A 14305-nucleotide genomic window follows, 5' to 3' on the forward strand; every position below is an offset into this window, starting at 1 on the left:
TCCTTTGAATGGAGCGTTACTTTTGTATTATTTATCTTGTCCTTCAATATAACTTAATTCTGAAGCATCCTCTGCGTCGATTGTTCTATACGAAATCACACCTAAACCTTGAACGTTAGATTCAGAAATCACAATCGAACCATCACTGTTTACTTTTTCTACGAAAGCAACATGACCATAGATACTGTCTGCACCTTGTTGGCCAGCCTCAAAGACTACTGCAGTATGTGCTTTAGGTGTAGAAGAGACGTGGTAACCTTTACGTTCTGCACGGTTATTCCAATTACGTGCGTCACCTAAATCACCGCTGATTGTTTTGTTGAATTGCGGCATACGATTATAGACATACCATGTACATTGACCGTGTGGATAAGGCATATTGTCTGTAGTTTCCGCAAACGGTTTGAAGTCGCCTTCATGATCTTCATCGCTTGGTTGATAGTCTGCAAGGTCTGGCATTGTTTTCTTATCAAAGCGCGTTAAATCATAATGCTTGATCAAACTATTTAATTTATCTGCGTAGCGTGTATCTGTCGCATACGTACGTGATAAATGTCTTGTCGCATCACGATACGTGGCTGCTTCACTTTTCCAAGTCGGTTGATAAATTGTTGGATTGCCGTCGATGCCGTTTTTGATTAAGTCTGCATAATCTTCAAGCGATTCTTTTTCACTTGGGTAACTGCGGAAGGCGGCTGAAATTTGATACATACTGCTTCCACTGTCTTCTAATGTATTGAAGTTTGCGGAATGCCCTTTATAAGCCCCTTTAATTCCGAACAAGTTATAATGCGGTGCACGCGCTAATGTACTGTTGCCTGAATCAGATTCTAAAATTGCTTGCGCAATCATCACAGAGGCATAGATATCTTCATCTTGGCCGACGTCATGGGCATCTTTCGCAATCGTTTTAATAAAGTCTCGTGTGTCTTTATTTTCAGTTACTGCGATGTCACCAGATTCACTGTTATCGCTTGAGAGATTTGGTAATAATTCAAATGTCGCAGTTGTTCTGATATCTGAACGGTTTAGACCATCTTCAAAAGATTGTGCTGGTTTTTTCTTATTTTCCAATTGTGCTTTTGAAGGTAATTGTGGGTTAGAAGCATTGCTTGTGTCGTTCTGATTCGATTTTTGTTTAGATGCATCTTCAGATGATTGATTTGAATTGTTGTCATTTTGTTTTTGTGCGTCATAATCTGCTTTATTTTGTTTCGCGTCTTCACTGTATTGATCCAAAATAGATTCTAAGACACGGTCATCTGCCTTAGAAGATGTGTCATTTGTATCCTCTTTAGATTCTGTTTGTGTTGAATCAGCTGTGTTTTGATTATCAGCTGTATCTTCATTGTTTGAATTTGTTTCTGTTTCTTTAGGTTGTGTCGTTTGATTAGCGTCATCAGCTTGTTTTGGTTGTGCTGAGTCTTTGTTTTCTGTTGGTTGTTCAGTTTCTTCTTGATTATTGTTTGTGACATTGTTGCTGGCTTCATCTAGTTTATTAAAGATATCTTGGTCATCTTGAGAAGTTTCAGGTGTTGTATTTGAAGATGTGTCAGATGACTGTTCTTGGTTAGAAGGTGTATCTTCTTTAGGTGTTGTTTCGTTTGATGTAGTTGTACTGTCTTCTGATTGTTTGTCTGTTTCAATTGGTGTTTCTTCAGGCGGTGTTTTTGTTTGTGGCTGACCTTGATAATAGGTTTCATTTTTATTGTCTAAAGCTTGTTCATTGCTAGCATTAGAGTCGCTTGTCTCTTGATTGGTATCCGTAGTTTCAGAACGGTTTGAATAACTTGGGAAGAGACGGTTGAATAGGCTTTCGAAGCGGCTAGATGAATCTCGCTTCGGTGTAGATTTGAAGAAGTCTAATGTATGTGCGTCATAATCTGATTCAACCTCATTTCGTGTTGTGTTATCTGAAGGTGTTGAAGATGTATCTTTTGATTGTGTATTTGTTTCAGACTCTGACTCAACGTCATCTTTCTCATCTGATTTTAGAGATGTGTCTGAATCAGATGATTGCGTTTTGGATGCTTTATGTGGTTTAGATGTTTCTTTTTGATTTTCTTGTGTGTCCTGTTTAGTGTTTGAGGCACGGTCTGAAGATGATGCATCAGACTGTGAAGGTGCCGTGACTTTATCTGTTGTTTCTGCTTGTACATCACTTAAAGGGAAGGATGGAACTAACAATGAAGTAGAAAGCATACAGACCAATAGTTTTTGTTTCTTCATGGAAATACCTCTCTTAAAATATATTAGTTTACTGTGTACAAATGGATGTTTGACTTGGTACACTAAAAGCAGTATTATGACTAGTTGTTGATAGTTGTTAACTTTTAAAGAGTGACCCTACTAATGAGGCCATTATATCAATTTATTCAAGAGAAACAAACAGTAATTTGAAATTAATGTGAAACCAAAATAGATATAAAAATTTTAGAGGTGTACAAATGAAGAACGCGATACAGCTGTTCCTGATGGATTTAAAGAAAATTATCAAGCACCCGTCCGTTTTAGTGATTTTAGGCGGAATAGCGATATTGCCGTCCTTTTACGCATGGTTCAACTTAGATGCGACTTGGGATCCTTACGGTAATACCAAAAATATTAAAATCGCAGTTGTCAATGAAGATAATGGCGATAAAGTCCGAGGCAAACAAATCAATGTCGGGGACACTATTGTCGATAACTTGAAAAAAGATGACCACTTTGACTGGGAGTTTGTCAGTCGGAAAAAAGCAGACCATGATTTGAAAATGGGTAAATATTACGCCGCAATGTACATACCAGACAAGTTTACACATGAAATTACTGGCACACTGAGAAAAGACCCGCAACAAGCGAACGTTGAATACAAAGTGAACCAGAAATTAAACGCGATTGCGCCGAAAATGACAGATGCAGGAACGAGTGCAATTGTTCAAAAAGCGAATGAACAGTTTAATGAAACAGTGACAAAAGCATTGTTAGATGAAGCCAATCGTTTAGGTGTGAAACTTGAGGAAGAAATACCAACGATTAATAAAATTCAAAAAGCAGTGAAGACTGCGAATGATTCAGTACCGAAAATTAATGAATTTGCGAAAAAGATTCTGTATCTTGACCAAAACCAAGATCAATTAGATGAATACGCAGATAAATTCCGAGGTTTAAATCAATATAAAGGAGATATCTTAGACGCGCAGGATAAATTAAACGCAGTGAATTCAGCCATTCCAGCATTGAATGAACGTGCAAAGTTAATCTTAGCGTTAAATGAATATTTACCGAATATAGAGCGTGCCTTAGATGTTGCTTCAAATGATGTACCGCAAGCTTTCCCACGTATTAATCGTGGTGTAGACATTGCTAGTAATGGTGTTACAGCTGGCAAACAAGGTTTAAATGAAGCACAAGGTTACTTATCAGCGGTAAAACAACGTGTAGGCAGTTACCAACAAGTGATTGATAATGCACAAGAAGTCGATCAAAATGTGCAAAATGAATTAAACGAAAGAGCACAAACTGCACCGCAAAGTACAACAAATAATGGACGTTTCTCTGGAATACGTACTTCACAAATGAGTACTAATGGTGAGGATTCAAATAACACGGATACGATTAATCCAAATGATGCGAATGCGATGGAGTCTTCATTATCAAAAGCACTCTTATCACTTTCTCAACAAACAGAACAACAATCAGAAGCGAGCCAACAAGATTTAGCAGCGCTAGAAGAAGTAACTTATGGTATTTTAGCGTCTGACAAACCTCAAGAATTTGAAAGTACGTTAGATAACTTGATTGAACGTCTGCAAGTGACAAGCAAGACCAACCAACAACTGATTGATATCTTGTCTGAACTAGAAAATCGTGAACATGTTGACTTATCTAAAGAAATTCAAACCCTAGAAGCAGCAAATAACAGAGTCAATCATGTGATTAAGCTCCAAAATCAATTGAGAGATGCCTTGAAACAAGGTAGTTCTGGTAAAGCTGAAGCAGTAAAATTATTAAAAGAAATTCCGAATGTTAATGATGCATTAAGTGATTTAAGAAACTATATTAAATCAGACTTGAATCAACGCTTAATCAATGTGTCACAAGACATTATGGCTGTCTTGAATACAGGAGAAGCAAAACTTTCTACCGTTCAATCTAAGCTGAATACGATTCAACAAGTGATTGATGAAGGCCAATCTATTTTAAATGTCGCAGGTGATCGTATTGAGACAATCCAAAGTGTCTTACCGCAATTAGAACAACGTTACTTAAATGCGGTAGCGACTGCACAACGTTATTATCCGCAGTTTAAGCAAGGTGTGGAACGTGCTGCATCATTCGTGAGAAATGACTTGCCTGGTCTAGAACAACAACTTGCGGACACTACCGCAACTGTTAATGCGAATCTGCCGACACTGTTTGATCGTTATGACCGTATTGTGCAATTGTTAGATGAAAATCAACCACAAGCGAAAGAAGATTTGCATAAGTTAGCTGAATTTATCAGAAACGACTTGCCGGATCTTGAGAAAGATTTAGCGAAAGCTAATAAGCTCTTTGATGAAGTGGAAGATGATGACGCAGTAGATAAGTTAGTGGATTTACTGAAAAATGACTTGAAGAAGCAAGCAGATGTCATTGCGAATCCGATTAAGATTCATGAAAAAGATATCTTCCCAGTCAAAGACTACGGTTCAGCAAGTACACCATTCTACACAGCATTGTCTATTTGGGTTGGTGCGTTATTGATGGTGAGCTTATTGACGACAGATAATAAGCATGTTGCGGACTTGCCGGGTATTACTACTAGAGAAACTTACTTAGGAAAACTTGGTCTGTTTTATATTATCGGTATTCTTCAATCGTTGATTGTCTCTATTGGAGATATTGTGATTTTGAAAGCCCAAGTTGAACATGTCGCATGGTTTATCGGGTTATCTGTGATTATTTCACTCGTCTTTGTGACGATTGTTTATACACTGGTATCATTACTTGGAAACCCTGGTAAAGCCTTAGCGATTATCTTGTTAGTCCTACAAATCGCAGGTGGGGGCGGTACGTTCCCAATTGAGGTCACACCGCATTTCTTCCAAGCGATTCATCCATACTTGCCGTTTGCGTATGCGATTGATGTGATGAGAGAAGCGGTCGGTGGCTTTGTGCCTGAAATTTTAACCAAAAAACTAGTGATTCTTCTGATTTTCGGCATCGCATTCTTTATTATCGGTATTATCTTTAAACCAATCACAGATCCGATTATGAGAAAAGTGTCAGAGAAAGCAGAAGAAAGTGATGTCTTAGAATAAGATAAAACAACATACACACAGTAAATAGGAGACTTGAAGTCAGCTTTGATTTCAGGTCTCTTTTTATACTTTTGTTTATCTTAAAGAACGCAACACTTTATATGAATTAACAAATTATTTACTTAAAATTAATTTGAGATATTCAATTGGTTGTGGGTATAATGACCCTAACAAATAAAGGGGAGGCATACGATGGAGAATCAATCGAATCAAATTATTGAAAGCTATAAACAATTTTGGATTCGCTTTTTAGATGTGAAGGGACGTTCAGATCGAGCGGATTATTGGCATCCATTTTGGATTAACTTTTTAATTTCAACTGTGTTAGGGGCACTTTCAGGAGGTTTATTAAGTAGTATCTTTGGCATTGCGATTATCATCCCATCTTTCACTGTGATGGTTAGACGTTTACACGATACAAACCGTACAATGTTATTTGCGATTATTTCATATATCAGCGGTTTTATCGCTTCAGTTGGAACACTTGTTTTCTTCTTTGGCGTTGTCTTGGCAGCGAATGCGAGCGAAGGTTGGGTACTAGGTGCCACAGCATTCGCAGGTGTCTTCGGTATTGTGGTTGCTGGTTTAGTTACACTTTATATCATCTACTTATTGGTACTGCCAGGGGACAAAGCACCGAATAATTACGGTGATGGCGGCAGTAGTAAAGCTGTTTCAAACAACCCATTAGCGCAAGATGCAGAAGTTGAATAACAAACGATTAATTTGAATATATTTATTGAACAAAAACTAAGAAGCTCTGAAGGATATCAGTAATTAGATTTCCTTCAGAGCTTCTATCTATTTTTAATCAAGTGTTATTTAAATTAGTTGTGTTTTAAGATTATGATTAATGGCGTAAATCAATAACCATACGGCCGTTGATTTTACCTTCTTCCATTTCTTTGAAGATATCTTGAACATCTTCCATTGGACGTAATTGTGTTTTTGGTACGACTAGACCTTCAGCACCAAATTGGAAAGCTTCTTTTAAGTCTTCACGTGTACCTACGAGTGAACCTACAACACGAATACCGTCTAATACCAAACGTGGAATTGATAAGTCCATTGATTCTGTTGGTAAGCCGACTGCGACTACAGTACCGCCAGCACGTACAGATTCAACAGCTGCGTTGAAGGCTTGTTTAGCAACCGCTGTAACAACTGCCGCATGTGCACCGTCTACATGTTCTTGAATGTATTTTGCGACATCCACTTCTTTAGGGTTTAAAGTGACATCTGCATCGTATTGTTTCGCAAATTCAAGTTGACTGTCATTGATATCGACTGCGATAACTTTAGCGTTAAATACTTTTTTCGCATATTGTAAAGCTAGGTTTCCAAGTCCACCTAAACCGAATAAAACAAGCCATTCACCAGCGCGTACGCCTGATTCTTTAATCGCTTTGTATGTTGTGACACCTGCACATGTGATACTGCTGGCAGCTTCTGATGATAAACCATCTGGAACTTTAACAGAATAGTCTGCAGTAACGATACATTCTTGTGCCATACCGCCATCTACAGAATAACCAGCGTTTTTAACTTCACGACATAGTGTTTCACGACCTGTAGTACAATATTCACAGTGGCCGCATCCTTCAAAGAACCATGCCACACTTGCACGATCTCCTACTTTTAAGCTTGTAACACCTTCAGCGACTTCTTTTACAATACCAATACCTTCATGACCTAAAATAGTGCCAGTCACATCGCCGAAATCAGCATGGGCAACATGTAAGTCTGTATGACACACACCACAACATTCCATGTCTAATAATGCTTCACCGTATTTCAAAGGGCGTAATGTTCTCTCAGTAACTTGGGGTTGATGATCTTTACCTACTACAATTGCTTTCATTTAGAAAACCTCCTTACTTAATCAATACTATTATATTAATATTGAGAGCAATAAGGTTATCGTAAATAAGGCTAATTTAGTAACTTTTATATAAGTATTTAAACATTAAAGATAATGTTCTGAGACATATCTACTAAGCATGTTAGCCATAATATTTGAAGATCTCAGTAATATTAAATGTAAGGCATCATCTAAGCTGATAATATCTCCTTCTCTAATGTCGTTGAGGTTATCTTCAGCCATATCTTCAGCCTTAACAGTTAAATTTTTATTTAAATCCAGTGGATAATCTAAAGCGGTCAACAACGTCAATAGCTTAGTTAGACTTGCGGGATTATTGCGCGCATTACCGTTTTTAGAAATAAGAATTTCTGGTTTGAAACGTGTGAATAAATAAGGATTACATGATGGGTATTTTAAAACTGTATAAGCTGTTGTATCTACACCATCTAGAGAACCTTTATTTAAAAGATAATCAATAAGTAACTTAGCTTGATGGAATCGATTACCTCTCGCTTTAAGCAAGGTTACGATATAGACAGTCTCACCATCATAGATTAAAAGACATAGGTTTTTTATAAAGCCCACAGTTCCAGTTTTGCCGCCTAAAATATCGTAATATTGATTCAGTTTTTCATTATCTACTCTTGTTGTGAGATCCATACGTCTTGCATTAGGACCCTTAACCCAGAATGAATAATGCTTCTTCTTCCAAATTCTCACAATATCCACATTCGCACTCGCATGTAGTGTTAACAATGACAGATCATAACTCGTTGATAGTTGATACTTTTCCGTTAAACCCGTAGGATTTTTAAACATAGAACGAGACATACCAATACTAGCTGCTTTTTCATTCATCTTCTCAACAAACATTTGAATTGTCTTTGGCTTTTCCACACTGATGCTCCTTTGTTGTAATTATCAATATATTACTATTGTATATCAATCAAAGGAGAATTAGTTGTGTATATAAAAGCTGTAGAAAATTTGTTACAAGTGATATTTAGTCAAAATAAGGACAGTCGTAAGTTAAATGATATTATGATTTTAAGGTCTTATCTTTGTAGATTGCATAACGTCTTACTAATTCAATTGTCATCATCCATACTACATGACCAAATAATTCAGATAGATGTTCGTCAAATGGTTGATCCCAAGGTGCTGGAACAGTTTGAATAACAGGCATAATCAATAAATGGAAAGCTACCCATATAAAGACGCCGAATAGAGCGCCATAACCTGCATAAACAATTGGATGTTTTTTAGCTAAATAAATATAAATTATTGCAATCACAATAGAGAAACTATAGTGAACGATAAAGCTGACCCACGGTAACATTTGTTCTGAAAATTGATAGGTTTGGTGTGTAAAATCTTGCGAAAATCCAAATTGTTGCAATAACTGTTGAGGTGGGTTAGTAGCATTTCTTTCTGGAGTACGAGGTGGAAACATGACTTCCCAACCTAATTTGACAATTCCTGATAATAATCCTGCAATGACCGCAGTGTAGATAAATTGAAATGTAGAACTTGTTTTTTCTTGATGCATAAAATTCTCCTCCTTAACAATAATCTTATATTAGCATGTTAAGGTTGTGTATAATATAACAAATTCAAGAAAGTTGAAGATCAATTAGCAGGATAAGAAATTGTGCTTAATATAAAAGATAGGAATTTTTATTAAAGTGCTTTAAACTAAATATAATAAATAGGAGGTGGTTTCTATGATTGAAAGACAGATTAAATTAATACAACTTTTTATTAATAATGCAGAACAGTATCTTACGTCTGACGACATAGCCACTTTCTTGAATGTATCGAATCGTACCACGAGAAATGATATTAAAGCAGTGAATACAAACTTTATGAAAGATTTAATAGTAAGTGTAAAATCAAGAGGTTATCAAATCAGCACTAAGCAATATACTATTAAAGAAGTTGAAAAACGACTCGAAGAATATACTGATAAAGACCATAAAATACTAGTAACTTTAGGTTATCAACTATTGATGAATGATACTCAATTAACATTACATCAATTAGAAAAAACGTATCATCTGACTAAGAAAGAAATACTTGATTATATTGGACGTATTCATGCCTGGTGTGAAAAGTTTGATGTAGCTATCAATGTTAAGCCCCGCAAAGGTATAGAAGTAGTAGGAAGTCAGACTAACCTAAACAATGCCACACTTCATTTAAATCAGCTTTCTACGCGTAATCATCGTGTAGAGTCACTTATATTAGACGAGTTGCCTAGAGCGCATGTAGATACAATCACACAAATTATAAAACGTAATCTCAATGACTTTGACATTAAAACTTCAGATATTCAAGTTGAACAGTTATTGATTCATTTGATTTTAATTATGAAGAGAAGCTTTACAGAGAATATTAACGGGGGGTTAAATGAAGAAGCATTATTAATTTCAAATAAGGTTATTGAAGAAATAAACCTTAAGTTAGGCTACACTTTAAATTTACAAGTGACTAAACTGTTCTCATTTTTTATTAGCTATCACTTTAATAAGTTTGACTTAGGCGTGCAACAACTATTTATAGAAAGCTATATTAACCGAATGATTGAACGTATGGAAGAAAGAGTAGGCGTACACTTTACGCAAGACCAAGTGCTAAAAGAGAACCTCTATTCCCATTTTGGACGGACATATTTAAGAATTATGAAAGAAGTTTACCTTAACAATCCACTGACTAAAGAAATTAAAGCACTATATCCGTTCATTTTTAACGTACTTTATGATATTGGGCAACAAATGACAGAAGAAGCGGGTGTAGAATTAACTGAGGATGAGATTGCCTTTCTGACAATACATTTTCAATCTTCAATTGATCGTAATGAACAACATCATTTAAATGTGGTGATTGCCTGTTATTATGGAATTGGTATCTCTCAATTACTTGCTACAAAAGTTTCGAAGTTAAGTAATCATATTAAAGTTAAAGATACGATTAGATTGGAAGATATCGATCATTATGATTTCACAGGAATTGATATGCTAATCACAACTCATGATATTATTATTGATCAACTTACAGAAGATGTAGAGTTACTTCAGGTGTCACCGCTTTTAAGCGATGATGATAAGCATCAATTAGAAACATTTATGGCCAAAAAGTTAAAACCAGCTATGAAGTCAGATGAGTTTTCAGGTGTGAACTTTATAGTTGAAACAGAAAGTGAAAAAGCATTTAATACTGCTTCTATATTTGAAAAAGCGCAAGACATACTGAGTAATAATCATGCTGTATTAGAAGGGTATATCGAAAGTGCTTTAGAACGTGAGAGAATGTCTTCAACCTATATAGGAAATCAAGTTGCTATACCGCATGGCAACCCTGAGAAAGTATTAAAGTCTCATGTCATTGTTTTTAAAAGCACTAAAGGTTTCTATTGGAAAGAGCACCAAGTTAAATTAGCTTTCTTCTTAGCAACGACTAAACAAGATATTCAACTTACAAAACGTATAATTCAAACTATCGCACAACTGGATGAAAAAGCTATAGATGAGCTTATATATCTTGAAGCACAATCATTTAAAACTAAACTAATGAAAATGATTAAAGGATAATTGCCACTAGTAACGGTAATTATCTTTTTTTATGTCTTGGTGTTAGCGCTTACACTTTAACTAAGGAGCGTGATTCACATGAAAATATTAGCGATTACGTCTTGTCCGAATGGTATCGCACACACATATATGGCTCAAGAAAAATTAGAGCAAGCAGCTAAAGAGATGGGTGTAGATATCAAAGTTGAGACACAAGGCGGCGTAGGTGCAGAAAATGTATTAACAGCAAAAGAAATTAAAGAAGCAGACGGTATTATTATTGCGGCAGATAGACAAGTAGACTTATCACGTTTTAACGGTAAACGTTTAATTAACGAAAATGTCAGAGAAGGTATACATCATCCAAAAGAATTAATACAACGTATTATTGATAAAGATGCACGTATTTATCATCATGAAGGTGCTTCAGAAGATGACAGTTATGAAGAAGAAGAGAAGAAGAGCGGCGTACAAATGATTTACCAACACTTGATGAATGGTGTGTCCTTTATGGTGCCTTTCATCGTCGTTGGTGGATTATTGATTGCCATTGCCTTAACGCTTGGCGGTGAACCTTCAGCTAAAGGTTTAGTCATTCCAGATGATTCATTTTGGAAATCTATAGAGAAAATCGGAGCATTGTCATTTAGCTTTATGGTACCAATACTAGCAGGTTATATCGCTTATAGTATTGCTGATAAGCCAGGGCTCGTACCAGGTATGATTGGCGGTGCTATTGCAGCAGACGGAAGTTTCTATGGCAGTGAAGCTGGTGCAGGATTCCTAGGCGGTATCGTTGCTGGTTTTATCGCTGGTTATGTTGCGAAATGGATTAAAAACGTTAAAGTGCCTAAAGCTATGGCACCAATTATGCCGATTATCATTATTCCAATTTTAGCTTCATTAGTAGTTGGATTAATATTTGTCTTTGTTATTGGTGCGCCAATTTCAGGCGTATTTACAGCATTAACTGGTTGGTTAAAAGGTATGCAAGGCGCGAACATTGTTGTTCTCGCACTCATTATTGGTGCCATGATTGCATTTGATATGGGTGGTCCAGTCAACAAAGTAGCATTCTTATTCGGTTCAGCATTAATTGCTGAAGGTAACTATGCAGTAATGGGTATGGTAGCGGTTGCGGTATGTACGCCTCCAATAGGTTTAGGGTTAGCGACATTTATTCAAAAACGTAAATTTAATAACTCAGAACAAGAGATGGGTAAAGCGTCATTCACAATGGGGCTATTCGGTATTACTGAAGGCGCGATTCCATTCGCTGCACAAGATCCGCTTCGTATCATTCCAGCAAATATGATTGGGGCTATGGTGGCAGCAGCTATCGCAGCTTTAGGTGGCGTAGGAGACAGAGTAGCTCACGGCGGTCCTATTGTTGCAGTATTGGGTGGCATTGAGCACGTGTTGTGGTTCTTCATTGCAGTTATTGTCGGTAGTTTAATCACTACAGCAACAGTTTTATTATTCAAGAAAAATGCACCGACTGCTGTACTTGAAGGAGAAGGTGTAACAACAGAACTTTCTGATAAACAAGATCCGCAAACAAATATAACTCAAACACAAACAGAACCGGTATACGCAGACACAAATACAAACGAAACACAAGAAACAAAAGAAGGTACTGTTTTCCATAAAAGCCTAATCGAATTAACTAACAGTGAAATGAAACGTGATGATGTGATTGATCGACTCATCACAGAACTAAAAAACCAAAACTATGTTGAAGACTTTGCTCAAGTAAAATCCTCTGTATTAAAACGTGAATCTGAATCTACGACAGCTATCGGTATGAACGTAGCCATCCCACATGCGAAATCAGATGCAGTCAAACAACCTGTAGTTGCAGTATTACAAAATAAAAACGGTATTGAGTGGGAAAGTTTAGATGGCTCATTACCTAAGATCGTGTTCTTAATTGTCGTACCTAACAACAGTAATGATACACATCTAAAATTATTACAACGATTATCTAAGACTCTTATGGACGATGAAACACGTGAAAAATTAATCACTGCAGAAGACAAAGAGACAATTTACGACATACTAAAAGCAATATAAAGGATGATAACGTATGGTATTATTTCTAAAACCAGTATTTCAAGAACGTATTTGGGGAGGCACAGCATTAAAACAATTTAATTACGACATCCCAAATGATTTAACAGGTGAATGTTGGGCAATTTCAGCCCTGCCACACGGCTCAAATGTGATTGAGAATGGTGAGCATCAAGGTAAAACGTTAGAACAAGTGTGGAATGAAGATAGAGCATTGTTTGGAAATGACCAAAAAGACGAGTTTCCACTTTTAACAAAAATTTTAGATGCGAATGATAAATTATCTGTTCAAGTTCATCCAGATGATGTATACGCGAAAGCACATGAAGGCGGCTATGGTAAGACTGAGTGCTGGTATATTTTAGACGCTAAAGAAGATGCAGAAATTATATATGGTGTTAATGTAGATAATCAAGAAGATTTAGAGCGTATGATAGATAATAAAGAATTCGAAGGTTTATTCCATAAAGAAAAAGTAAAACCTGGTGATTTCTATTATGTACCAGCAGGTACTGTTCATGCGATTGGCGCAGGGATATTAATTTTAGAAACACAACAATCATCGGATACAACGTATCGTATTTATGACTATGACCGTAAAGATAAGCATGGTAATACACGTGAATTACATCTTGAACAAAGTAAGGCAGTCATCGATGTAAACCAAACAAATCCTAATACAAAACCAATTCACGAAACACGCGATGGGCAAGCATTTACACAATTTGTATCAAATGAATTCTTCACTGTAGAGAAATGGGATATTCAGGGTGAATTGATTTTCAAAAAGCCGTATGAGTATTGTTTGATCTCTGTGATTGAAGGAAGCGGAGAAGTAATTGTAGATGGCCAATCAAACACTATAGACAAAGGTACACATTTTGTCATAACTTCAGAAGATTTAGATATCACATTCAAAGGTGATATGAGTATTATAGTAAGTCATTCATAAATATTTGTATGAACTAATGAAGAGTTGAGACAGTTTTGGCTGTTTTAGCTCTTTTTTTACTTTGCGAGAAAAAATATTACATTTAAAAATTATAAAAGTAATTTATAGATAAATATGGCATGATATCCAAGGGTAAAGAACCTAGCATGAAATAGAGAGAAGCATGTGAAGCCGCCTCGAGCCTTAAATGGAGTTATCGGGGAGGTGATAGTATGGATATTACGCTAATAGAAATTCATTTGAATTTTGAAAATGTATGTTCCGTCGTTTTAGTGACTTTTTTGCTAAAAGGAGCTATCAATAAGATGGAAAAAATAACTTCTGTACTAACGGACAATTAAGTACAGAAGTTAACTAACCATTTAGGTTCGTTAGAGTTTCACAAGATCCATTGTGAGCCTTTATTAAAAGCTAAGTAAGTGACAGCTTACTTAGCTCCAGACTGTCGACAAAGTCCTACGGACTTGTCGGCATTTTTTATTTTTTAACATTTTACATAATAACCTTTTCCCCATTTCTTGTATAATGATAGTAATAAGATAATGAGGTGATAGTATGCTAAATA

General features: G+C 36.1%; 9 protein-coding genes. 5 read left to right on the forward strand and 4 right to left on the reverse strand.

Going from position 1 to position 14305, the window contains the following annotated elements; translation table 11 throughout:
- Positions 1–27 precede the first annotated feature (27 nt).
- Positions 28–2229, reverse strand: coding sequence for an amidase domain-containing protein (locus KRR19_RS09560; RefSeq protein WP_002480251.1), 2202 nt, complete (start codon positions 2227–2229; stop codon positions 28–30).
- 218 nt (positions 2230–2447) lie between these two features.
- On the opposite strand from KRR19_RS09560, the gene KRR19_RS09565 reads away from it, so the two are divergent.
- Positions 2448–5285 (forward strand): YhgE/Pip domain-containing protein, encoded by a 2838-nt coding sequence (locus KRR19_RS09565; protein WP_070724619.1) that lies wholly within the window; start codon positions 2448–2450, stop codon positions 5283–5285.
- Between the two features lie 192 nt (positions 5286–5477).
- Complete coding sequence (locus tag KRR19_RS09570) at positions 5478–5999, forward strand: DUF805 domain-containing protein (RefSeq protein ID WP_002480249.1); 522 nt, start codon at positions 5478–5480, stop codon at positions 5997–5999.
- A 136-nt stretch (positions 6000–6135) separates the two neighbouring features.
- Here KRR19_RS09570 and adhP read toward each other — a convergent pair whose 3' ends face one another.
- The 3 genes from adhP to KRR19_RS09585 all read right to left on the reverse strand — a co-directional run bounded on the left by adhP (position 6136) and on the right by KRR19_RS09585 (position 8698).
- Entirely contained in the window at positions 6136–7146 is a 1011-nt protein-coding gene (gene adhP / locus KRR19_RS09575) for an alcohol dehydrogenase AdhP (protein WP_002480248.1), read from the reverse strand.
- Between the two features lie 105 nt (positions 7147–7251).
- Positions 7252–8046 carry a D-alanyl-D-alanine carboxypeptidase family protein gene (locus tag KRR19_RS09580; RefSeq protein WP_002480247.1) on the reverse strand — a complete coding sequence of 265 codons (795 nt, stop codon included), beginning with the start codon at positions 8044–8046 and terminating at the stop codon, positions 7252–7254.
- 142 nt (positions 8047–8188) lie between these two features.
- The gene (locus KRR19_RS09585) at positions 8189–8698 is read right to left on the reverse strand and encodes a YagU family protein (protein ID WP_002480246.1); all 510 of its coding nucleotides are present in this window, start codon (positions 8696–8698) and stop codon (positions 8189–8191) included.
- A gap of 175 nt (positions 8699–8873) precedes the next feature.
- On the opposite strand from KRR19_RS09585, the gene KRR19_RS09590 reads away from it, so the two are divergent.
- The 3 genes from KRR19_RS09590 to manA all read left to right on the forward strand — a co-directional run bounded on the left by KRR19_RS09590 (position 8874) and on the right by manA (position 13740).
- On the forward strand, positions 8874–10739 hold the full coding sequence (locus KRR19_RS09590; RefSeq protein ID WP_216733604.1) for a BglG family transcription antiterminator: 1866 nt from the start codon (positions 8874–8876) through the stop codon (positions 10737–10739).
- Between the two features lie 78 nt (positions 10740–10817).
- Positions 10818–12791, forward strand: a complete 1974-nt coding sequence (locus KRR19_RS09595) for a PTS fructose transporter subunit IIABC (RefSeq protein ID WP_002480244.1) — start codon at positions 10818–10820, stop codon at positions 12789–12791.
- A gap of 13 nt (positions 12792–12804) precedes the next feature.
- Positions 12805–13740, forward strand: a complete 936-nt coding sequence (gene manA / locus KRR19_RS09600; RefSeq protein WP_105978258.1) for a mannose-6-phosphate isomerase, class I — start codon at positions 12805–12807, stop codon at positions 13738–13740.
- Positions 13741–14305 lie beyond the last annotated feature (565 nt).

Source organism: Staphylococcus sp. CWZ226, from assembly GCF_018986355.1.
Classification (GTDB): Bacteria; Bacillota; Bacilli; order Staphylococcales; family Staphylococcaceae; genus Staphylococcus; species Staphylococcus simulans.